At 71.6% G+C, this 22954-nt stretch carries 19 protein-coding genes; 2 read left to right on the top strand and 17 right to left on the bottom strand.

Going from position 1 to position 22954, the window contains the following annotated elements; all coding sequences use genetic code 11:
- Positions 1-4 precede the first annotated feature (4 nt).
- The 5 genes from dnaE to lspA all read right to left on the bottom strand — a co-directional run bounded on the left by dnaE (position 5) and on the right by lspA (position 7046).
- Entirely contained in the window at positions 5-3553 is a 3549-nt protein-coding gene (gene dnaE / locus AC3DE3_RS13680; RefSeq protein ID WP_488370346.1) for a DNA polymerase III subunit alpha, read from the bottom strand.
- Positions 3554-3586: 33 nt separating this feature from the next.
- Entirely contained in the window at positions 3587-4471 is an 885-nt protein-coding gene (gene rarD / locus AC3DE3_RS13675; RefSeq protein WP_260489290.1) for an EamA family transporter RarD, read from the bottom strand.
- 181 nt (positions 4472-4652) lie between these two features.
- Entirely contained in the window at positions 4653-5441 is a 789-nt protein-coding gene (locus AC3DE3_RS13670) for a hypothetical protein (protein WP_488370345.1), read from the bottom strand.
- A complete protein-coding gene (locus tag AC3DE3_RS13665) occupies positions 5438-6364 on the bottom strand; it encodes an RluA family pseudouridine synthase (RefSeq protein WP_260487136.1) in 927 nt (308 codons plus the stop codon). Before AC3DE3_RS13665 ends, AC3DE3_RS13670 begins: the two co-directional genes overlap by 4 nt.
- Positions 6357-7046, bottom strand: coding sequence for a signal peptidase II (lspA, locus tag AC3DE3_RS13660; RefSeq protein WP_488370344.1), 690 nt, complete (start codon positions 7044-7046; stop codon positions 6357-6359). Before lspA ends, AC3DE3_RS13665 begins: the two co-directional genes overlap by 8 nt.
- Positions 7047-7116: 70 nt before the next feature.
- On the opposite strand from lspA, the gene AC3DE3_RS13655 reads away from it, so the two are divergent.
- A complete protein-coding gene (locus AC3DE3_RS13655; RefSeq protein ID WP_488370342.1) occupies positions 7117-8127 on the top strand; it encodes a hypothetical protein in 1011 nt (336 codons plus the stop codon).
- A gap of 28 nt (positions 8128-8155) precedes the next feature.
- Here AC3DE3_RS13655 and AC3DE3_RS13650 read toward each other — a convergent pair whose 3' ends face one another.
- Positions 8156-8647 (bottom strand): WKL family lipoprotein, encoded by a 492-nt coding sequence (locus tag AC3DE3_RS13650; protein ID WP_260487133.1) that lies wholly within the window; start codon positions 8645-8647, stop codon positions 8156-8158.
- 163 nt (positions 8648-8810) lie between these two features.
- Here AC3DE3_RS13650 and AC3DE3_RS13645 point away from each other — a divergent pair, with 163 nt between their 5' ends.
- The gene (locus AC3DE3_RS13645) at positions 8811-9881 is read left to right on the top strand and encodes an asparaginase (protein ID WP_488370341.1); all 1071 of its coding nucleotides are present in this window, start codon (positions 8811-8813) and stop codon (positions 9879-9881) included.
- Positions 9882-10014: 133 nt separating this feature from the next.
- On the opposite strand, the gene AC3DE3_RS13640 is transcribed toward AC3DE3_RS13645, so the two are convergent.
- From AC3DE3_RS13640 to murC, 11 genes are all read right to left on the bottom strand, one after another.
- Positions 10015-11472: a DNA polymerase IV gene (locus tag AC3DE3_RS13640; protein WP_488370340.1), complete on the bottom strand. Its 1458-nt coding sequence runs from the start codon at positions 11470-11472 to the stop codon at positions 10015-10017.
- 13 nt (positions 11473-11485) lie between these two features.
- The gene (gene ileS, locus AC3DE3_RS13635; protein ID WP_488370339.1) at positions 11486-14695 is read right to left on the bottom strand and encodes an isoleucine--tRNA ligase; all 3210 of its coding nucleotides are present in this window, start codon (positions 14693-14695) and stop codon (positions 11486-11488) included.
- 283 nt (positions 14696-14978) lie between these two features.
- Positions 14979-15191, bottom strand: coding sequence for a hypothetical protein (locus AC3DE3_RS13630; protein WP_260487129.1), 213 nt, complete (start codon positions 15189-15191; stop codon positions 14979-14981).
- A 222-nt stretch (positions 15192-15413) separates the two neighbouring features.
- Positions 15414-16397 carry a DivIVA domain-containing protein gene (locus AC3DE3_RS13625; protein ID WP_488370338.1) on the bottom strand — a complete coding sequence of 328 codons (984 nt, stop codon included), beginning with the start codon at positions 16395-16397 and terminating at the stop codon, positions 15414-15416.
- Positions 16398-16529: 132 nt separating this feature from the next.
- A complete protein-coding gene (locus tag AC3DE3_RS13620) occupies positions 16530-16829 on the bottom strand; it encodes a YggT family protein (protein WP_260487127.1) in 300 nt (99 codons plus the stop codon).
- Between the two features lie 72 nt (positions 16830-16901).
- The gene (locus AC3DE3_RS13615) at positions 16902-17597 is read right to left on the bottom strand and encodes a cell division protein SepF (protein WP_260487126.1); all 696 of its coding nucleotides are present in this window, start codon (positions 17595-17597) and stop codon (positions 16902-16904) included.
- 77 nt (positions 17598-17674) lie between these two features.
- On the bottom strand, positions 17675-18403 hold the full coding sequence (locus AC3DE3_RS13610; RefSeq protein ID WP_488370337.1) for a YggS family pyridoxal phosphate-dependent enzyme: 729 nt from the start codon (positions 18401-18403) through the stop codon (positions 17675-17677).
- Positions 18404-18459: 56 nt separating this feature from the next.
- Positions 18460-19182, bottom strand: coding sequence for a peptidoglycan editing factor PgeF (gene pgeF, locus AC3DE3_RS13605; RefSeq protein ID WP_488370336.1), 723 nt, complete (start codon positions 19180-19182; stop codon positions 18460-18462).
- 11 nt (positions 19183-19193) lie between these two features.
- On the bottom strand, positions 19194-20405 hold the full coding sequence (gene ftsZ, locus AC3DE3_RS13600) for a cell division protein FtsZ (protein ID WP_260487123.1): 1212 nt from the start codon (positions 20403-20405) through the stop codon (positions 19194-19196).
- A gap of 229 nt (positions 20406-20634) precedes the next feature.
- Positions 20635-21471 (bottom strand): cell division protein FtsQ/DivIB, encoded by an 837-nt coding sequence (locus tag AC3DE3_RS13595; protein ID WP_488370335.1) that lies wholly within the window; start codon positions 21469-21471, stop codon positions 20635-20637.
- A gap of 13 nt (positions 21472-21484) precedes the next feature.
- The gene (gene murC / locus AC3DE3_RS13590) at positions 21485-22951 is read right to left on the bottom strand and encodes a UDP-N-acetylmuramate--L-alanine ligase (RefSeq protein WP_488370428.1); all 1467 of its coding nucleotides are present in this window, start codon (positions 22949-22951) and stop codon (positions 21485-21487) included.
- Between the last annotated feature and the right edge of the window lie 3 nt (positions 22952-22954).

Here is a 22954-nt window from a genome sequence, read left to right as displayed (position 1 = left end):
CCGGTCAGCCCGTGAGGCAGCCGGGGCCGAGCAGCGCCTTGAGATCCCCCATCAGTGAAGACGATGTCTCGACCCGCAGGTGGTCGTCGAGCCGCAGGACGGTCGAGGAACTGCCGTTGACCAATCGCAGGTGCACGTCCGACGGGCCCGGGTGTCGCCCCAGAACCTGCTTGAGGGCGGTGACGGTCTCGATGGTGCACATCCTCGTCGGCAGCGTGAGCGCCAGCGGCGCCCCGTTCCCGCCGACGACCAGATCCGGCACCTCGAGGGTGTCTCCGAACACCGAGACGCGGTCCTCACGGATGTTGATGCGCGCCTTTACCAGGACCACCGCGTCCTCGGCGATGTCCATTGCCGCGAGTCGGTAGGTCTTGGGGAAGAACAGCACCTCGACGCTACCGTTGAAGTCCTCGATGGTGACGATCGCCCACGGCTCGCCGTTCTTGTTCACCCGCCGGTCGACGCCCGAGATGATCCCGCCGATCGTCACGGCGGTGCCGTGGGAGAGCTCGCCCTCGTGGATGGTGGCGATGGTGGTGTCGGTCTTGGCCTCCAGTGCGGCCTCGAGCCCGTCGAGGGGATGACCGGACACGTACAGACCCAGCATCTCGCGTTCCAGCGCGAGCTTCTGTTTGATATCCCATTCCTCGTCGGGGACCCGCACGGCGAAGACGTCATTGAACGACCCCGCGCCGGAGTCGTCGGTGTCTCCCCCGCCGAACAGGTCGAACTGCCCCACCGCCTCGGCCTTCTTGGTGGACATCACCGATTCCACGGCGTCGGCGTGGACCAGGAACAGGCCCTTGCGCGGGTGGCCGAGCGAGTCGAAGGCGCCGGCCTTGACGAGGGACTCGGTGACCTTCTTGGTGCAGGCGGTCTGGTCGATCTTTGCCAGGTAGTCCGAGAAGTCGCTGAACTCGCCCTTGGCCTCGCGGGCCGCGACGATCGAGTCCACCACCTGGGCGCCGACGTTGCGCACGGCGCCGAGCCCGAAGCGGATGTCCGTGCCCACCGAGAGGAAGTTGGTCAGCGACTCGTTCACCGAGGGCGGCAGGACCTTGATGCCCATCTGGCGGCAGTTGGACAGGTACAGGGCGGCCTTGTCCTTGTCGTCACCGACGGAGGTGAGCAGCGCCGCCATGTACTCGGCCGGGTAGTTGGCCTTGAGATAACCGGTCCAGAAGGACACCAGGCCGTAGCCGGCGGCGTGGGACTTGTTGAACGCGTACGAGGCGAAGGGCTCGATGGTGCCCCACAGCGCGTCGACGGCGTCCTTGGAGAAGCCCCGCTCGAACATTCCGCCGGAGAACTTCTCGTACTCGGCGGCCAGCACCTCGGCCTTCTTCTTGCCCATGGCCTTACGGAAACCGTCGGCCTCGCCGGCCGTGTATCCCGCGAGCTCGCGGGAGATCGCCATGATCTGCTCCTGGTACACGATCAGACCGTGGGTCTCACCGAGGATCTCCCGCAGCGGCTCCTCGAGCTCGGGGTGGATGGGCACCAGATCCTGCTTGCCGTTCTTGCGGTCGGCGTAGTTCCAGTGCGTCCCCATGCCCATGGGGCCGGGGCGGTACAGGGCGAGGGCGGCCACGATGTCGTTGAAGCCGGTGGGCTTCATCCGCTTGAGCAGCTCGCGCATGCCACCGGAGTCGAGCTGGAACACGCCCAGGGTGTCGCCGCGGGCCAGCAGGTCGTACGTCGCCTGGTCCTCGGTGCTCAGGGTGTCGAGGTCGATCTCCTCGCCGCGGTTGAGCTTGATGTTCTCCAGGCAGTCGCCGATCACCGTGAGGTTGCGCAGGCCCAGGAAGTCCATCTTGAGCAGGCCGATGTCCTCACACGACGGGTAGTCCCAGCCGGTGATGAGGGCGCCGTCCTGGGCGCGCTTCCACATGGGGATCACGTCGAGCAGGGGCTCGGAGGACATGATCACCGCGCACGCGTGCACGCCGGCCTGGCGGACCATGCCCTCGAGCCCGCGGGCCGTGTCGTAGATCCGCTTGACGTCGGGATCGGTCTCGATGAGCTGACGGACCTCGGCGGCCTCACCGAAGCGCTCGTGCTTGGGGTCGGTGATGCCGGATAGCGGGATGTCCTTGGCCATGATCGCCGGCGGCAGCGCCTTGGTGATCCGGTCGGCGATCGCGTATCCGGGCTGGCCGAAGTTCACGCGCGCGGCGTCCTTGATCGCGGCCTTGGTCTTGATGGTGCCGAACGTGATGACCTGGGCGATCTTGTCGGCGCCCCACTTGTCGGACGCGTAGCGGATCATCTCGCCGCGGCGGCGGTCGTCGAAGTCGATATCGATATCCGGCGCGGACGGGCGCTCGGGGTTGAGGAACCTCTCGAACAGCAGCCCGTGCTCGATCGGGTCGATGTTGGTGATCTTCAGCGCGTACGCGACCAGGGCGCCGGCGGCGGAGCCTCGGCCGGGGCCGACCTTGATCCCGATGGAACGGGCGTGCTCGATGAGGTCACCGACCACGAGGAAGTAGCCGGGGTAGCCCTTGCCCTTGATGACCTCGAGCTCGAACGCTGCGCGATCGAGATACTCCTGCGGGACGCCGTCCGGGAACCGCCACTCGAGGCCCTTGTGGACCTCCCGGGCCAGCCAGGTGTCCTCGGTCTCGCCCTCGGGCACGGGGAACTTGGGCATCCGGTCCTTGGGCGCCCAGATGTCGTCGTACGGCTGGACGCGCTCGGCGATCCACAGGGTGTTGTCGCACCCGCCGGGGACCTCGGTGTCCCACTGGGCGCGCATCTCGTCGGCGGACTTGAGGTAGTAACCGTCACCGTCGAACTTGAAGCGGTTCTCGTCGGCGAGGGTCTTTCCGGTCTGCACGCACAGCATGGCCTCGTGGTAGTGGGCCTGCTCGCGGGTGACGTAGTGGCAGTCGTTGGTCACCAGCGGCGGCATCCCCAGGTCCCTGCCGAGCTTGAGCAGGTCCTCGCGGACGCGCCGCTCGATGTCGATCCCGTGGTCCATCAGCTCGAGGAAGAAGTTGTCCTTGCCGAAGATCGACTGCCACTTCTCCGCGGCCTCGTAGGCCTCCTTCGTGTGGCCCAGGCGCAGCCGCGTCTGGATCTCACCGGAGGGGCACCCGGAGGTCGCGATGATCCCCTCGGAGTGCTCGGCGAGGATCTCGGCGTCCATGCGCGCCCACTTGCCCAGCTGTCCCTCGTAGGAGGCCAGCGAGGACAGCAGGAAGAGGTTGCGCAGGCCGGTGGCGTTCTCGGCGACCATCGTCATGTGGGTGTACGCGCCCGAGCCGGCGACGTCGTCGCTCTTCTGGTGCTTCTCGCCCCACAGCACGCGCTTCTTGTTGAAGCGCGACTCGGGGGCGACGTACGCCTCGATCCCGATGATCGGCTTGATGCCGGACTTCTTGGCCTGCTTGTAGAAGTCCGAGGAGCCGTACATGTTGCCGTGGTCGGTCATCCCGACCGCCGGCATCCCGAGCCTGGACGCCTCCGCGAACAGCGGGTCGATCTGCGCCATCCCGTCGAGCATCGAGAACTCGGTGTGATTGTGCAGATGCACGAACTGGTCGCCCACGCAGCATTCCTCCTACGGCTTGTCCGAGACAGTCTAGGTCGGTTCTCCGACAGGACCAGAAACGCCAGTTCGACGGGAGCGTGGTTGCCTACCGGCCAGCGTGAACGCGATCACCGCGGCCCAGATGAGCGCGAACCCGACCCATTGCACGGCGTCGAGCCGCTCGCCCACGACGAGCAGTCCCCAGGCCATCTGCAGCACCGGGACGATGTACTGCAGCATCCCCACGGTGGCCAGCGGGATGCGCTGCGCGGCCACGGCGAACAGCAGCAGCGGGACCACCGTGACCAGGCCCGACGTCGCCAGCAGGGCGGAGTGCCCCACGCCCTCGGTGCTGAACGTGCCCGCGCCGGTCGCCCCCAGCCACAGCAGCAGGACCGTCGCGAACGGGGCGATCACCAGCACCTCGCCCGTCATCCCGATCACCGGGTCCACGCGCAGCTTCTTCTTGAACACCCCGTACATGCCGAAGCTCAGCGCGAGGATGACCGAGAGGTACGGGAAGTGACCGTATCCGGCGGTGAGGACCCCCACGGCGACGACGGCGAGGGCCACCGCGAGCCACTGTGGGCGGGTGAGCCGTTCGCGGAACAGCAGGACGCCCAGCAGGACCGAGACCAGAGGGTTGATGGTGTACCCGAGGGCGGCTTCGGTGACCCGCTCGGAGTTCACCGCGTAGACGTACACGCCCCAGTTGGCGGTGATGAACAGGGCTGCGCCCGCGACCCGGGCCCACGAGACGCGGTCGATGGCCCACAGGTCGCGCCAGCGCCGCAGCACCGTGAGGACCACTGCCATCACGACGAGCGACCACACGATCCGGTGACCGACGATCTCGACGGCGCCGGCGGGCTCGAGCAGTGGGAAGAACGCGGGGAAGAATCCCCACAGGGTGTAGGCGGCGATGCCGGCGACCATCCCGCCGGCGGCCGACTTCTCGCTGTTGCTCACCCGCCCGCTCGGACCCCTGTTGCTCACCGGCGCAACCCTAGCCACGCCCCGGTTCGGGCCCGCGGGGCGTGCGCCGTTCGGGGGTGGGGGGCCCGCCGGCAGGTGCCGTCCCGAGGACGAGCACGCGCCGTCGGTGGGTGTGCGCGGTTCAGGAGGCCGGGACGGGGCCGTCGTCGGGCAGCGGGTAGGCCGCGTCGACCTGCTGCGGCTGCAGCGGGCGGACGGCGAAGCGTTCCCACACCGCGTCCGGCGGCAGGGCCTCGACCGCGCGGACCCAGGGTTGATCGGCCACCGCGCGCAACTGCGCGGTGGTGCCGCGGGCGAGCAACCCGATGATCGCCGGCTCACCGGTACGGATTCGCGCGACGGTCAGGTTGGAGGTGGCGGCGGCCCGTCCGGCGTCGGACGGCTGCGGCACCCCGGGTCCGGTCGGCGGCCCCGCCTCGAGGCGCCGGATCACCTGCTCGAGACCGCGGTGGAAGACTGACTCGCGTCCGGTCTCCCCCGCCACCGGCTCGGCCAGGGTCGCCCCGGTGACGGGCATCGCGACCCCGTCGACCGGCACCTGCACGTACAGCCCCGAGACGCGCGGCAGTTCCCGGACCACGCCGGCCGCCTCGGGCACCGTCCACGCCCAGCCCGCCGTCACGAGGGCCCAGCGGTGGGCGTCGGTGTCGGAGGCGGGGGCGTCGTCGTCGTCGTCATCTCCGCCGGAACCCCGTGCGGCCTCTCCCCCGCCGTCCGCGGCGACCAGTGAGTCGGCCGCGCGGGCGAGGTAGTCGTCGACGCGCTCGCCGTCGGTGGGACCCAGGGCGTCGGTCATCACGCCGGGACTGCGCGGCAGCTCGGTGCGCAGCGCGGTGAGGACCGCGACCAGTGCCAGCACGATCACCACCCCCACGCCGGCCACCTTGAGCACCCGCGCGGCGAGGGTCATGCCGAGCGCAGGACGTCGATCGCGTGCTGGAGATCGTCGGGGTAGGTACTGGTGAAGTCCACCCGCGAGCCGGTCCCCGGGTGCTCGAAGCCCAGCCCCACCGCGTGCAGCCACTGCCGCTCGAGGCCGAGCCGCCTGGCCAGGACCGGGTCGGCGCCATAGGTGAGGTCGCCGGCGCACGGGTGGTGCAGCGCGGAGAAGTGCACGCGGATCTGGTGGGTGCGGCCGGTCTCGAGCTTGACCTCCACGAGCGTTGCGGCCTGGTGTGCCTCGAGGGTGTCGTAGTGGGTGATCGAGTGCTTGCCGTCGGAGGTGACGGCGAAGCGCCAGTCGTTGGACGTGTGTCGGCCGATCGGCGCATCGATGGTCCCCGAGATCGGATCGGGGTGGCCCTGCACCAGCGCGTGGTAGGTCTTGTCCACGGTGCGGTCGCGGAACGCCCGCTTGAGTAGCGTGTACGCCCGCTCGGACGCCGCCACCACCATGAGGCCGGAGGTGCCCACGTCGAGCCGGTGGACGATCCCCTTGCGCTCCGGCGGGCCGGAGGTGGAGATGCGGTACCCGGCGGCGGCCAGGCCGCCGATCACGGTGGGACCGGTCCAGCCGACCGAGGCGTGTGCGGCGACGCCGACCGGTTTGTCGACGACGACGATGTCCTCATCCGAGTACAGGACCGCCATCCCCTCGACCGGCTCGGCCACCACGGCCGGCTCGGCCCGCGGTGCGGGCATCTCGACCTCGATCCAGGACATCCCGGTGAGCTTGTCGGACTTGCCCACGGTGTGCCCGTCGAGCAGGACCTTGCCCTCGCCGGCGAGGTCGGCCACCGCGGTCCGCGAGATGCCCAGGAGCCGGGAGACCCCGGCGTCGACCCGCATCCCGTCGAGCCCGTCGGGGACGGGGAAGGTGCGGACCTCACCCATCGGCGGGGTCTCTCTCGGCCTCGCCCGCGGCGCCGGAGTGGCCCGACACCCGCGAGCCGTCGACGTCGATGTTGCGGAACACGGCCACAGCCACCACGATCACCCCGGCGACCAGGCAGGAGTCCGCGACGTTGAACACGGGCCACCAGCCGATGGACACGTAGTCCACGACGTGGCCCTGCAGGATGCCGGGCGCCCGGAGGTAGCGGTCCACGAGGTTGCCGGCGGCGCCGCCCAGGATGAGGCCGAGGCCCCACGCCCACCACCGTGAGTGGACCCGGCGGGAGAACCAGATCAGCCCCGCCACCACGACCGTGGCGATGATGCTCAGCACCACCGTGAACTCGGTACCCATGGAGAACGCGGCGCCCGGATTGCGGAGCAGGACCAGACGGACCGTGTCGCCGACGAGTTCCACGGGCCGCGCGTTCTCCAGGTTCGCCACGGCCAGCACCTTGGCGACCTGGTCGATGAGGATGATCACCGCGGCGATCACCAGCATGACCACCGGCCCGTGCCGGAAGTAGTGGGGCAGAGGGTTGTGGGGCGCGGGGTTGTGGGGCGCAGGGTTGTGGGGCGCGGGGTTGTGGGGCGCGGTGCTCGCGGGCGAGGCATCCTGGGGTGCCGCACTGCCGGGCGTGGGCCCCGGTGCGTCGGGCGGCGTCCCGTTGGTCTCCGTCATGGGCACCAGTATCCCTGATCCCGCCGCGGGCCCGCCTGCGCCGGGTGGGCGACCCTCTAGGCTCGGGGCCGTGGATCTGCGATCGAACGTCTCCCCCAGCCCCTCCCGCACCGCCCGCCGCGGTCGACGTCTCGTCGCGGCGGCGCTGGCCGTGACGCTGGTGGCAGGCGCGTCCGCGTGTGGCGAGGACGATGCCGCGGGCCCCGCCGCCGACGGCCCGGGGTCGTCGTCTGCGCAGGACGGACAGGGCCTCGAGCCGGAGTTGACCGTCGATCCCGGCCCCGCCCCGGTCGTGGACCTGATCCACGCCGGTGGGGGCGAGCGGCGGGTCCTGGCGTACGCCCCCTCCCGGGAGCCGGCGGTCGTGGCCGTCACCCGGTCCGCCACCTCGCGGACCGAGGTTCCGGGGGCGGAGCCGCGCTCCGACGACACCCCCGCGCAGACGCTCACCGTCGAGGGGCGGTCGGAGCCCGACGTCGACGGCGCGCAGCGGGCCACCGTCACCGCGCGGGAGTTCACCTCCGTCGACGAGCTCCGCAACGCCCAGTTCGCCACCGCTCCCGGTTTCACCGTCACCTGGAGCCGCAGCGCCGACGGCGTGGTCCGGGAGCTGTCGCTGGCCGCGCCGTCGGCGGCCACCGACGCCGCACGCGCCGGCGTGGAGATCACCGCCAACGCGGTGTCGGACGCGACGGTGGCGTTCCCCACCGAGGCGATCGGCGTCGGCGCCCGCTGGACCGTCACCCGACAGGTCGACGACGCGGTGGCCCCGACGCGGGTCGTCACCTACGAACTGGTCGGGCTCGAGGGCGACGTGGCCACGGTCCGGTCGACGACCACCGCCCCAGACCCGGCCGCCACCCTGGCCGCGCCGGCCCCCGACGGCGGGCCCGGCGTGACCCTCGATGTGGAGTCCTACGAGGTCGACGGCTCGGGCGAGCTCACGGTGGATCTGCGGGCCGCGTTACCCGTGGACGGAACGACCGAGTCCTCGACGCGGGCCGTCTACGTCGATCCCGACTCGGGACGACGGACGACCTACGACGAGGACTCGGTGCTGCAGTTCCGCAGCGTGGACTGACTCGCGAGCAGTCCGGTGCGATCCGCGATCAGACGCCGGCGCAGGTGGCCGGCGGCTCCAGACCGGCGTTGGTGATGAGCGCGCAGGCGAACGCCTTCTGCAGCTGCCACTGACCGCCCTGGTCGATGAACTGGGCCTGGACGTTGATGTTCTCCTGGCCGGGCTGGGCGATCACCGCGTTGGCGATGAGCGTTCCGGGGATGTCTCCCTCCGCCGCGCCCGTGATCGTCACGTCGGCCCCCTGCTCGGCCTTGAGGGCGGCGATCTGGTCGAAGATCTCGGGCGCCTCCGCACCGCCCTCGACCAGGTTGACCTTCTCCTCGACCGGGACCGCCGGGTCGGACGCCCGGGCGAGCAGCTGGGTCAGCTCCTCGGCGGTGGGGATGGCGGTCTCCTGCGCGCTCGTGGTGGGCGCGGGGGCGGTCTCACGCCCGCCGTCCTCCCCGCCTCCACAGGCGGCGAGGCCGCCCAGGGCGAAGGCGGACAGGGAGACGGCGGCGATGGTGCGTCGAAGGCTCACACGGGGTCCTTTCGTCGAGATGTGCGGCACCGGGCATGCGGTACCGAGCCGGTCATGGCTGGCGGGCCGGGTCACCGGCCCAACGAACACTGATGCGCCATTGTTCCATCGTCGGCGGCCGGGATGGTTGACGACGGGCCGTCGGCCCAGCACTGTGGACCGGGTGACCAACGCCGAGACCAGCACCGATACCCCCCACATCGTGATCTGCACCACCGGGGGCACGATCACCGCCTCGACGACGCCCGAGGGGGCGGTCCTGGCCGGCGATTCCGACCCCGCGACGCACGCCATGCTCGACGGCCTCCGCGCGGTGTTACCGGAGGAGATCCGGGTGAGCGCGCGGACGGTTCTCGACGCCGACTCCTCCACCTTCGGCCCCGCCGAGTGGGACCTGCTCGTCGACGCGGTGGCCGACGTGTTGTCCGATCCCGGGGTGTCCGGGGTCGTGGTGACCCACGGGACCGACACCCTCGAGGAGACCGCGATCGCGCTCGATCTGCACCACGACGACCCGCGGCCCGTGGCGATCACCGGGGCGCAGCTCCCCGCCGACCACCCCGAGGCCGACGGGCCCGCCAATCTGCTGGACGCCGTGCTCCTGGCGGCGGACCCCGTCTCCGGCGGCCTGGGGGTGCTCGTGGTGCTGGGCCGGGCGATCCTCCAGGCCCGCGGCGTGCGCAAGTGGCACACGACCGACCCCGTCGCCTTCGCCCGCAACTCACCCGAGCACCCGGTCGAGGACCTGCCCCCGGAACTCGAACGCCCCACCCTGCCCGCCCGGGCCCGGTTCGCCGACACCCGGGTCGACGTGGTCGCCTGCCCGCCCGGCGCGGACGCGGTCGCACTGCTCGCCTGTGTCGAGGCCGGCGCGCGCGGACTGGTGCTCGAGGGCTCGGGATCCGGAAACCTGCCACCGCTCGTCGCCGACGCGGTCGCCCGCCTCGCCGAGGAGCGCCCGGACCTCGTGGTGGTCGCGTCCACCCGGGTGCCACGGGGCGAGGCGAGCTCGACCTACGGTGGCCCGGGCGGTGGCGCCGAGCTCGCGACCCGCGGCGTGCTGAGCTGCGGGTACCTGCGGTCCGGGCAGGCCAGGGTCCTGCTCGCGGCGCTCCTGTCCACCGCGGACGCTGCAAACGGTCCCGGCGGTGACAATGGCGATGGTGGCGACGGCGGTGACGGTGCGGCCGCAGAGGTGCGTCGACGGTGGGCTCGCTACCACCTCTACAGCTGAGCGGCCTGCGCAACAAACCCCTTAGGCGCTGCGCCCCCTTCGGCCTGCGCGCCCCCTTTGCGCACGAACCGCCCGGGTGCGCTGCCGGAATGGACCGATCCGGGCGCGTACGTCCCGGGGGATGGTCGGCGAACTACCAGCCCAGGGAGTCCAGGGGGTCCGCGGGTTCGAGGTCCGGGTCGTCCTCGGCGAACGTGCGCATCCGGCCCGGACCCGTCGCCGCCGTCTCGAACCGCACCGACACCCGGCCGTGGCCCGACCCCTGCACCCAGCCGTGCCCGAACTCCGGGTGTCTCACGTCCGCGCCCGTCTCGAAACGCTGGTGCCCGGCCTGCCGCCACGCCCCGATCGCCGGGAGTTCCGCGGCCTCCCGCCCCGCGGACGCCCCGTCGCCCGCTGGCCCCGACCCGGGGTCGGCCACGTCTGACCCATCGGTGGTGACCGTGGTGCCCACTCCCACGATGTCGGGCAGGTCCTCGTCGTCGTCACCCGGCCCCGTCCGGTCCCCGGGGACGAACTCCTGCTCGAAGAGCGCGTCCTGGTAGAAGTCGGTGAGGCCCGACACCCCCACGCCCAGCAACCGAATCGCCCCGAACTCCACCGGGTCCGGTGCCAGCGATCGGGCGACCGCGACGATCGTCTCCAGTGACGTGGTGCCCTGCGGCAGGGTGTACGAGCGGGTGATCGAGGTGAAATCCGACCGCTTGACCTTGACCGTCACCGTGCGCGCCGCGCGGCCGTCGGACAGGAGTCGGCGGTGCGCGGCCTCCGCCGCCCGGCGCACCGCTGCCGTGACCTGGCCCGGAGTGGTGAGATCGGCGGCGAACGTGCTCTCCGCACTGATCTGCTTGGCCTCGGCGCGCTCGTGGACCGGACGGTCGTCGTACCCGCGGGCGATCCGGGCGATCGCCGGGCCCACGGACCTGCCGAGCGCGTGGGCCACGTCGTCGTCGTCCATCTCCGCGAGGTCCCCGATCGTGGCCACACCGAACTGGGACAACCGCTCCCCCGCCACCGGGCCCACACCCCACAGGCTCCGGACGGGCAGCGGATACAGCACCTCGGCGTGATCGCGACGCGGCACCACCGCCACCCCGTCGGGCTTGGCCAACTCCGACGCGATCTTGGCGTACTGCTTCCCCGCGCCCGCCCCCACCGAGGCGGGTAGCCCGGTGGCCTCGCGGATCGCGGCCCGCAGCTCGTGGGCCCACCGCCGCGTCCGCTCGACATCCGCACCGCGCAGTTCGGGCGGCTCGAGGAACGCCTCGTCCACGGAGATCTGCTCCACGACCGGCGCGTGCTCGGCGAACACCTCGAACACCCGGCGGCTCAGTGCCCGGTAGACCGGCATCCGCGGGGAGACGAACACCGCCGAGGGGCCCACGAGCCGGCGGGCCTGGTGCGACGGCATCGCCGACCGCGCCCCGAAGGCCCGTGCCTCGTACGAACAGCCCGCCACCACGCCGCGGCCACCCTGCCCGCCGACGAGCACCGGCCGACCCCGCAGGGTCGGCCGGGTCAACTGCTCACAAGACGCGAAGAACGCGTCCATGTCCACGTGCAGGACCCACCGGTCCTGCCCGCCACTCATGACGAGCCGCCGGTCAGACCCGAGCCAGCGTCATCCGGACGCCCTCGGCGAGTTCGACCGGGGTCCCGTCAGCGGGGTCCAGCGCGTCGACCACCGCGAAATCGGTGGCCAGCACCTCCCCGGCGATGAGCTGCGCGTGACGGTCCGCCCACTCGCGGCGGGCGGCCGGTACCTCCATGCGCACCCGGATGCGGTCGGAGATGTCGAACCCGGCGCCGCGGCGGGCCTCCTGGATCTCCCGGATCCGGTCCTTGGCCCAGCCCTCGGCCTCGAGCTCCTCGGTGACCGTCAGGTCGAGCACGACCAGGCCGGCACCGCCGGGCAGCGCCGCCGTGGACTCGGGATCGGCGGCCACGAGCCGGTGCTCGTACTCGCCCTCCTGAAGCTCCACGCCGCCGGCGACCACGACACCGTCGGTCTCGGTCCAGTCGCCGGACTTGGCGGCCTTGATGCAGGCCTGGACCTGCTTGCCCAGCCGCGGCCCGGCGGCGCGCGCGTTGACCGCCAGCTCCATCCGGCCGTGGGCGGCCACGTCACTGGTGAGGCGCACCTCGCGGACGTTGACCTCGTCGGCGATGAGCCCGGTGAACGGCTGGAGCCGCTCGGCGTCGGGCATCGCGACGGTGAGCGAGTTGAGCGGCAGGCGCACGCGCAGGTGCTTGGCCTTGCGGATCGAGGACACGGTCGAGCACACGTCGCGCACGGCCTCCATCGCCTCGACCAGGCCCTCATCCCCCGGCAGTTCGTCGGCAGTCGGCCAGTCCACCAGGTGCACCGACTCCTCGCCGGTGAGGCCGGTCCACACGACCTCGCTCATCAGCGGCAGCAGCGGGGCCGCGAGGCGCATGGTGGTCTCGAGCACCGTGTAGAGGGTGTCGAAGGCGTCGCGGGAATCCTGGCCACTGTCCTCGCCGGCCCAGAAGCGCGAGCGCGACCGGCGGACGTACCAGTTGGTCAGGGCGTCCGCGAACAGGCGCAGCTCGTCGCAGGCCGCGGCGATGTCGGTGGCGTCCAGTGCGTCGGTCATGGCGTCGCGGGTCGAGGCCAGGCGGGACAGGATGTAGCGGTCCAGCACGTGCTCCGAGTCCGTGCGCCAGGTGGCCCGCCGGGAGGCGTACAGCTGGAAGAAGCTGTAGGTGTTCCACAGCGGCAGCATGGCCTGGCGGACGCCCTCGCGGATGCCCTGCTCGGTCACCACGAGGTTGCCGCCCCGCAGGATCGGCGAGCTCATGAGGAACCAGCGCATGGCGTCCGAGCCGTCGCGGGAGAAGACCTCGTTGACGTCCGGGTAGTTGCCCTTGGACTTGCTCATCTTGAGGCCGTCGTTGCCCAGGACGATCCCGTGGGCGGCGACGTGCGTGAACGCCGGGCGGTCGAACAGCGCGGTCGCCAGCACGTGCAGCGTGTAGAACCAGCCGCGGGTCTGGCCGTTGTACTCGACGATGAAGTCGCCCGGGTTGTGGGTCTCGAACCACTCCTTGTTCTCGAAGGGGTAGTGGACCTGGGCGAACGGCATCGAGCCGGACTCGAACCAGCAGTCGAACACGTCCGGGATGCGGCGCATCGTGGACTTGCCGGTCGGGTCGTCGGGGTTGGGTCGGGTCAACTCGTCGATGTACGGGCGGTGCAGGTCGGTGGGCCGGACGCCGAAGTCGGCCTCCAGCTCGTCGAGGGACCCGTAGACGTCCACTCGCGGGTAGGCGGGGTCGTCGGACTCCCACACCGGGATCGGCGCCCCCCAGTAGCGGTTGCGGTTGATGTTCCAGTCCCGGGCGCCCTCGAGCCACTTGCCGAACTGCCCGTCGCGGACGTGCTCCGGCATCCAGGTGATGTGCTCGCGGTTGAGCTCGACCATGCGGTCCCGGAACGCGGTGACCTTGACGAACCACGCCGGCAACGCCATGTAGATGAGCGGCTGCCCGGAACGCCACGAGTGCGGGTAGGAGTGCTCGATGGTCTCGTGGCGAATCAGCCGGCCGTCGGCCCGCAGGTCGCGGGAGATCGGCGCGTTGGCGTCAAAGACGAGCTGGCCGGCGTACGGCGGGACCTCGGAGGTGAACTTGCCGTCCGGGCCCACGGGGATGACCAGCTCGATCCCGGCGGCGTCGCAGGCGTCCTTGTCCTCCTCACCGAAGGCGGGTGCGAGGTGCACGACGCCGGTACCCGACTCGGTGGTGACGTAGTCGGCCGAGAGCACCACGTGGGCGCCGGCGTGCCCGGCGAAGAAGTCGAACGGCGGGGTGTAGCGCAGTCCCACCAGCTCGGAGCCCTTGACGGTGGTCACGACCTCCGCGTCGTCGCCGAACTCGGCGGCGTACACGCCGCGGCGAGCCTCGGCCAGGACGAACAGTCGGCCGGCGAGCTCTCCGGAGTTGACCCGGACCACCGAGTAGTCGATCTCGGGATGCACGGCGGCGGCGAGGTTGGACGGGAGGGTCCAGGGCGTGGTGGTCCACACCAGCGCCTCGGCGCCGTGGAACGGGCTGTCCTGCGGGGCCTCCAGCGGGAGCCCCACGGTGACGGCCGGGTCCTGACGCATCTTGTAGGCGTCGTCCAGGCGGGTCTCCTGGTTGGACAGCGGGGTCTGCTCGTACCAGGAGTACGGCAGCACGCGGAAGCCCTTGTAGATCAGGCCCTTGTCGTACAACCGCTTGAAGGCCCACAACACGGACTCGGTGAAGTCGATGTCGAGCGTCTTGTAGTCGTTCTCGAAGTCCACCCAACGGGCCTGACGGTGGACGTACTTCTCCCACTCGTCGGTGTACTGCAGAACCGACTTCTCGCAGGCGTTGTTGAACTCGGCCAGACCCATGTCGAGGATCTGGGACTTCTCGGTGATGCCGAGCTGCTTCTCGGCCTCGAGCTCGGCGGGCAGTCCGTGGCAGTCCCAGCCGAAGCGGCGCTCCACCTTGTAGCCACGCATCGTGCGGTAGCGCGGGACGACGTCCTTGACGTACCCGGTGAGCAGGTGGCCGTAGTGGGGCAGGCCGTTGGCGAACGGGGGCCCGTCGTAGAAGACGTACTCCTGCGCGTCTGCGCGGTTGCGGATGGACCGGCGGAACGTGTCGCGCTCGTCCCAGCGCTGGAGGACCGTCTCCTCGAGGGCGGGGAACGACGGCGTCTGGGACGTGGTGCCCCCGGCGAGGTCGAGCACGGGGTACGCGCTGCCGGTGGCAGCGGGCTCGCCGTCGGCGCGCTCGGTCGCTACGGGTTCGGTGCTCATCTGGGCGGACTCCTCGCGTACGGGGCCCGCACGAGTTCGCATCCGTGGGGCCGTCAGGCCTGCGCTCGGGGACGATCCGGAACGCGACTGGCGCGTTCCGTCCGCGGTACCACCCCGTTTGGCGACGACGTGCGACGCCCACTCGTGGGTCGGGCTGTGACGGGCTCCCCCGTTCGGTTCTACTGAGCGGGCCCGATACGCGGGCTCCCGCCGTTCTTCCGAGCGCTCCCCGGTGATGGCCGGATCACAGCGCATCCGGCTCGCGGCCGGACAGGACCCGATATTACCCGTCGGTGCGGGCGTCCGCCTCTTCCGCGGTCACCGGCGGCTCGTGGCCGCGGTCCGCTCGACCCCGGACCAGGTCGACCACCAGCAGAACGAGCCCCAGTGCTCCGACGACGATGCACGCCCACGCCCACCCGATCTGACCGGTCGCGACGGCCGCCACGAGGAAGCCGAAGCCGAGGATCGTCAGTCCGAGAGCGGCGACGAGCATCCGTGCCTCCTGGTGCGTGCGAATCCGTGGTGCTGAATCGTGGTGCTGTGCGAATCGTGGTGCTGTGCGGTGCGGGTCGGGAACGCGCACCGTCGGCGGCGACCCCGTCCTCCCCCGAATATACGTCGGTCCCCGCACCCTCGGGCAGGGGCGGGGACCGTTCGTGTCACACGGTGTAGATCACACGGTGTAGATCACACGGTGTAGATCACACGGTGTAGATCACTCGGCGCGGTGGCCGCCGTCCTTCTTGGCCGCCTGGTCCGACGAACCGGGGGCACCCGGGACGTCGCCGCCGGCGGACGAGGTGGACGCGGACGAGGCGGCCGGGGCCGCCGATCCGGTCTTGCCCAGCTCGGACAGCTGGTTCTCCAGGTAGCTGGTGAGACGGCTGCGGTAGTCCTTCTCGAACGTGCGCAGCTGGTCGATCCGGCTCTCGAGAACGCCACGCTGCTGGTTGATCGTGGCCATGATCTCGGTGTGCTTGCGCTCGGCGTCGGCCTGCAGGGCGTCGGCCTTGGCCTGCGCCTCCCTGACCTGCTGCTCGGAGCGGGCCTGGGCGTCCTTGACGATCCCGTCGGACTTGCTCTTGGCCTCGGCGAGGAGCTTGTCGGCCTCCTTGCGGGCGTCGCCGACCATCTTGTCGGACTGCGACTTGGCGTCACCGACCAGCTTCTCGGACTGGGTCCGGGCGTCGCCCACCAGGCGGTCGGACTCGCTGCGGGCCTTGGCCATGAGTCCGTCGGACTCCTTCTTGGCCTCTCCGGTGAGCCGGTCCGCCATCTCCTGGGCCATGGCCAGGACGCGGGCGGCGCGCAGGTGGGTCTCGTTGTTGGCGGCGCCGTCGTCCTCGCTGCGGCCCAGCGACGGGGTCGCCGCGGCGGGAGTCGGGGTGGCAGGCGCCGGGGTGGTGGGCGCCGGGGCCGGAGCCGGGGTGGGCGCGGGCGCCGCGGCGGCCGGCTGCTGCGCGGCACCGGAGCCACCGGAGGACTTGCCGGCCTCGTCGGCGGCCTTGCGCGCCTTCTCGAGGTCGCGGGTCAGCTCCTCCACCCGCTGGCGCAGGTCCTCGTTGTCCGAGACGAGTTCCGCGAGCTCCGTCTCGACCAGGTCGAGGAACTGGTCGACCTCGTCCTCGTTGTAGCCCCGCTTGCCGATCGGCGGCTTGGAGAACGCGACGTTGTGCACATCGGCTGGTGTCAACGGCATGGGATACCCCTCGTGGTCGTCTCGGGTGCCGGCCCGGCGATTTCGCACCGGACCCACGACTTCATTACTACCTTAACGGTGGCCAATCTAGTCACAATCGGCCCGCGCGTCACCAGCGGCCGCGGCTCGGCCTCACGCCACGCTCATCATCAGCCCGCGCAGGATCACCTGGATGACGATGATGATGACGAACAGCACCAGCACGGACAGGTCCAGGGAGATCTGCCCCAGACGCACGGGCTTGATCACCTTGCGGAGCGCCTTGACCGGCGGGTCCGTGACGGTGAACAGCCACTCCAGCACCACGGCGAGGATGCCGCGCGGGGTCCACCCGCGGGAGAACGACGCGATCATCTCGACCACGATCCTGGCGAGGAGCATGTACCAGAAGACCTGGGTGATGATGTAGAGGACCAGCAGGGTTTCACGCACGGCTCAACCCTACTGGCCCGCGGCGTCGCGCCGTCACGGGCATGCTGTCGGCTCCGGTCAAGATGGTGGGCGTCAGCGCCGGAAGGCGCCGTTGACGGCGTCGCGGACCTCGGCCTCGGTGAGGTCCATGCCGGCCGGCTGCAGGAGGAAGGTGCGCTCGCGGTCGGCGACCTTCTCCATGCGGCCGTCGAGGCCGAACACGAGGCCGGCCGCGAAGTCCACCATGCGACGCGCGTCGCCGGAGGCCATGGTCGACAGATCCAGGACGACGGCGCGACCGGCGCGGAAGTGCTCGCCGAGACTCTTGCCGTCACCGAAGCCACGGGGGCGCTCGACGACGGTCTCGGGCACGGTCACCAGGCCGTCCTCCACGAAGTCCTCCTCGGGCGCGAGCGCGACGGCGCCGCGGGTGGCGGGCACGCCGCGCAGGGTGGCGCGCGCTCCGGCCTCGGCGGCGTGGTAGCGGCGCGGGCGGGGGGCGGGCTCGTCGACGTCGGCGCGTCGCGGTGCCGCGGGGCGCTCGTCGGCCGGGCCCAGATCGGCGAGGCGACCGCGGGGGGCGGGCTCCTCCGGGTACCGGTCCACGGCGTAGCCGTAGTCGTCGCGGCGGTCGCGGACAACCGGGCCGAGGTCGTCCGTCTCGTGGATGCCCCGGGGGGCACGCACGTCGTGGTGGACGGGCCGGTCGTAGTCGTCGAGGTACTCGTCGTCGTACGCCGCGACGGGCGCCATTCCGAAGTACTCCTTGAACCGGGCGATTGCGCTCATCTTCCGGGCCCTTCCTGGTAACGGGGTCGTCGCGGGCGTGTGTTCTTCGCGGGCGGGTGTCCCCGCGAGGCTGGATCTCAAACTACTGGCCGGCGGCCGAGGATGGCCGTTCCGACACGCACGCAGGTGGAACCCGCCGCGATCGCCACCTCGATGTCCCCCGACATCCCGGCGGAGAACTCCGCCGCCCCAGGATGCTCCCGGCGCAGGGCTTCCGCCACCGCGGCGGCATCGGCGAAATGGGCGCCCGCGTCGCCCTTGAGCGGGGGGACCACCATGAGCCCGGCGAGGCGCAGGTGGTCCAACCCCGCCACGTGGTCGGCGAGGGCGGGCAGATCCTCACGGGTCACCCCGCCGCGCGAGGTGTCACCGTCCAGGCTCAGCTGGAGCAGGACGGGCAGGGGCGTGACGCCCTCGCGCTCGCCGGCCGCGCGGGCCCGGCCCTTCTGGAGGCCGTTCGCGACCTTGACCGAGTCCACGGAGTGCACCCGGTCGGCCCACCCGGCCACCGCGGCGGCCTTGTTGGACTGGATGTGCCCGACCATGTTCCAGCGCACGGTCGTGGCCAGCGCGGCGTCGGCGGCGGCCAGGTCGGCGACCTTCGCGGCGGCCTCCTGGACGCGGTTCTCACCGACGTCGCGCACCCCGAGGCGGGCGAGCCGGAGGACGTCGGTGACCGGGTGGTATTTGGTGACGACGACGAGGTCGACCTCGTCGGTCCGTCCCGCGGCCGCCCGGGCCGCGTCCAGACGCTGCCGGGTCTCGGCCAGTCGGGTGGCGAGTTCCTCGGCCCTGGGATCGGTCATGTCCCCCTCTTCCTTTCCGGGCCGGCGGGTCCGCCCGGCGGCCTCCTGCGGTCCCGTTACCCCTGCCGCCAGATCACGCTGGCCTGGCGCCCGGTCCGTCCCTGTCGACGATAGGAGAACAGGGAGTCCTCGGCGATCGTGCATCGCGGGTCGGAATCGACGCGGGTGACGCCGAGCCCGGCGAGCTGGCGGGTGAGGCCCTTGCGCAGGTCCACCCCGGCGGTGCCGGCGAGGGTCCGGGCGCGACTGCCGGGGAGGGCGGCCTCGACCTCGCCCACCATCTCCGGGGGCAGCTCGTAGTGCTCCCCCGCCGCGGCCGGCCCGAGGAGCACGGTGATGCGTTCCGCGCGGGCGCCCAGCGAGGTCATGGCGCCGATGAGCGCGGGGACGATCCCGCCGACCGCGCCGACCCGGCCCGCGTGCACGGCCCCGATCACCCCGGCCTCGGAGTCCGCGGCCAGGACCGGCACGCAGTCGGCGGTGAGCACCGCCAGCGCCAGGCCCGGCCGGTCGGTCACCAGGCCGTCGGTGGCCGGGACCGGCCCGCCCGTGGGCCGGGTGACGCGGGCGATCCGGGTGCCGTGGACCTGGTCCATCCACACGACGTTGGCCGCGGGCAGGCCGAGCCGGCGGGCCAGGCGCGCCCTGTTGGCGGCGACCGCCGCCGGGGAGTCCCCGACGTGGTCACCGAGGTTGAACGAGTCGAAGTCTCCGGTCGACGCGCCGCCGCGGCGGTCGGTGACCACCCGGCGGACGCGCCCCGTACCGTCGGCGGTCACGGGTCGGGCCGTCAGTGCCGCATGAACGGCGGGACGTCGATGTCGTCATCGTCGTCCCGGCGGCGGGAGGAGGATGATCCCGCGGAGGACGACGACGTGCCGGCCGAGGAGGCGGGACCCGGGTAGGCCGACTCCTCGCGGCGGCGACCGTCGAGGGGGGTCGATCCGAGCTCCGAGGCACCGCCGGTGTCGCCGGAGGCGCCGGGGACCGACTCGTCGTCGTCGAGGTGGTGGCGGCCGCGGCGCGGCTGGCCGGCTCCGGCGGTGACCGGGCGCGACCCGCCGTCGAACCCGGCGGCGATGACGGTCACGCGGACCTCGTCGCCGAGGGAATCGTCCACGACGGTGCCGAAGATGATGTTGGCGTCCGGGTGCGCCTCCTCCTGGACGAGCGACGCGGCCTCGTTGATCTCGAACAGGCCCAGGTCGCTGCCGCCGGCGATGGACATGAGCACGCCCTTGGCGCCCTCCATCGTGGTCTCGAGAAGCGGGGAGTTGATGGCGGCCTCGGCGGCCTTGAAGGCGCGCCCCTCGCCGCGGGAGGAGCCGATGCCCATGAGAGCGCTGCCCGCACCCGACATCACGCCCTTGACGTCGGCGAAGTCGACGTTGATGACGCCGGGCGTGGTGATGAGGTCGGTGATGCCCTGGACACCGTTGAGGAGGACCTCGTCGGCGGTCTTGAACGCCTCCATCATCGACACGCCCGCGTCGCCGAGCTGGAGCAGGCGGTCGTTGGGGATCACGATGAGCGTGTCGCAGGCCTCGCGCAGCTGGTCGATGCCGGTGTCGGCCTGTCCTCCGCGGCGCTTGCCCTCGAACGAGAAGGGGCGGGTGACCACGCCGACGGTCAGGGCACCGAGCTTGCGGGCGATCGCGGCCACGACGGGCGCGCCGCCGGTGCCGGTGCCGCCACCCTCGCCGGCGGTGACGAAGACCATGTCGGCCCCCTTGAGGACCTCCTCGATCTCGTCCTTGTGGTCCTCGGCGGCCTTGCGACCGACCTCCGGGTCCGCGCCGGCGCCCAGCCCGCGGGTGAGCTCGCGACCCACGTCGAGCTTGACGTCGGCGTCCGACATGAGGAGGGCCTGCGCGTCGGTGTTCACGGCGATGAACTCGACGCCCTTCAGGCCCTCGTCGATCATCCGGTTGACGGCGTTGACGCCGCCGCCGCCGATCCCGACGACCTTGATGACTGCGAGGTAGTTGTGCGGTGAGCTCATCGAGGCCCGGCCTTCCTATGGGGGTGTCGTGCTCGGTTGCATGCTGTCTCGACGAAAGTTCCGCGAACCTAAAGTCTCACCCTCTAGTTGAGGGTTAAACTTGCTGGTCAGAGGCCTTTTCCGCCGTCTGCACACACGGTAGGGCCAGCGGCGCCGCGCGTCCACGAGGCTCGCGGGCGTGTCGTGCCCAACAGATGTCCGTGGCCCGGTATCCCCGGGCCCGGCGGCTCTACCGCGAGGCCGGCAGGGCGGGGTTGGACACGTTCCAGGTCTGCCCGGGCTGCTCCAACACCATCCGCAACGCGACGGCCTTCTCGTGGTCGCGTCCCGCCGCGCCCCACTCGACGATCCGACCGTCGGCGAGCGTGAGGACGATCGACGCGGGTGTTTCCACCTCGACCGAACCGATCTCCTGACCCGCCGTGTCGCGCACCTCGGTGAACACGGTCGCCAGGTCGCGGACGATCGAGGGCAGGTCGGACCCCGCCGCCTCGCCCACGGTGAGCAGGGGCGTGCCGGGAGGGGCCTCGCCGGGCCCGAAGTCGATGCCCTGGGCGTCCACCAGGTGCTGGGCACCGTCGACCTCCACGACCACCAGGGCGGTGCGCTCGACCATCTCGATCCGCAGCGCCGACGGGTAGTCACGCTTGACGGTCACCTGGTCGACCCGGGGCAGCCCTGCCACCCGCCGCGCGACGGCGTGGGTGTCCACCTGGAGCAGCGGGGTCCCGGGCGCGACGGCCGCGCGCTCGGTCACGACCTCCGACGCGATGGTCCGTGTGCCCACCACACTGATCCCCCGAACCGAGAACACCGGTAGGAAGTACAGGGCGATGTACCCGATGAGCAGTACCACCAGCGCCACCCCGAGGCCGGCGTAGATGCGGTTGGTCCGCCGCCGACGCCTGCGCAACCGCGCGCGGACCGCCGGGTCGGAGTGCCGGACCCGCTCGTCGGATCCGCGGACCGTGGCCGCGGCGAGCCGGCGGTCGGGGTCATCGGTGAACGCGGCCTCCGGCCCGTCGACGGGCGCGTCGTCCGGTCGCTGCCCGGGGTGATCGGTCACCGCGCGGCCCTCCTCACGAACCCCGGCCCCACGGACCGCTCTCGGCGACGATCCGCGGGCCGAGGGTGGTGATGTCCCCGGCCCCGAGCGTGAACACCACGTCCTCGGGCTCGAGGAGGTCGAGCACCGCCGCCAGCGCGGAGTCCAGGTCGGGCACGTGCTGCACGGGGACCGTCACGTGCCGCGCGACGGACCCGCCGTCGATGCCGGGTTCGGGCTGTTCGCGGGCACCGTAGACGTCGAGCACCACGACCCGGTCCGCCAGGGAGAGCGCCCGGCCGAACTCCTCGGCGAAAATGCGCGTCCGTGAGTACAGGTGGGGTTGGAACACGGCGACCAGACGACCACCGTCCGTCTCGACGATCTCCCGCGCCGCGCCGAGCACCGCCGCGACCTCGGTCGGGTGGTGTGCGTAGTCGTCGAACACCCGGGCCCGTCCACCGTCGACGACGGCCTCGCCCTTGGGCTCGAAGCGGCGTCCCACTCCCCCGAACCCGGACAGGCCCGCGAGGAACCCGTCGACATCGAACACCCCGGAGTCGAACCCGGAGGCTCCGATCCCGCTCGCGGCGATCCCGCCGGTGGCGGTCACCTCGCGCGCGGCGAGCAGGGCGGCCACCGCGTTGAGGGCCATGTGCTCGCCGGGGGTCCCGACGTGGAGTTCGCCGTGGGGGACGCCGTCGAGCGTGAGGTCGGCGCGGGTGCCGGCGGAGTCGACGGCGATGTCCGCGAGTTCGCCCGCCACGGGCAGGTCCGTGGCCGGTCCGTTCGCGGTCCGGTACCCCAGCACGCGCACGCCGGCCGCCGCGGCCCGCCGGGCGCGTTCGGCGGCGCCCCGGTCGTCCAGGCACACCACCAGCGCCCCGGTCGCGGGGATGCGGGCCAGGAAGGTGTCGAACACCTCGTAGTAGGCCTCGGCGGTGCCGAAGTGGTCGAGGTGATCGGGCTCGGCGTTGGTGAGGATCACCACGTCGGGCTCGTAGTGGACGAGCGAACCGTCGGACTCGTCGGCCTCGGCGACGAACACCGGGTCGTTCCCGCCCCGGGCGTTGGTGCCGAACTGCAGGACGGTGCCGCCCACCGCGAACGACGGGTCGGACCCGGCGGCGAGCATGCCGGCGATGAGCATCGAGGTCGTCGAGGTCTTGCCGTGCGTCCCGCAGACCATGACCGATCGGCCAGACCGTGCCAGGTGTCCCAGTACCTGCGACCGTGTGACGACGGGGATCCCCGCCGCGCCGGCCGCCGCCAGCTCGGGGTTGTCGGCGGGGATGGCGGCCTTGGAGATCACGACGATCTCCGGTGGTGCGCCGAGGGCCTCGAGATTCTCGGCACTGTGCCCCACCCGCACGATCGCCCCCCGGTCGGCCAGCGCCCGGAGGCCCGCCGAGTCACGGGCGTCACTGCCCGAGACCGCGACGCCGTGGTCGAGCAGGATCCGGGCGACTCCGGACATGCCGGCGCCGCCGATCCCGATCATGTG

This window comes from Dietzia sp. IBK-p2-16D, from assembly GCF_057773085.1.
The sequence above is the reverse complement of the archived record's forward strand: the minus strand, read 5'-3'. Positions and strand labels throughout refer to the sequence as shown.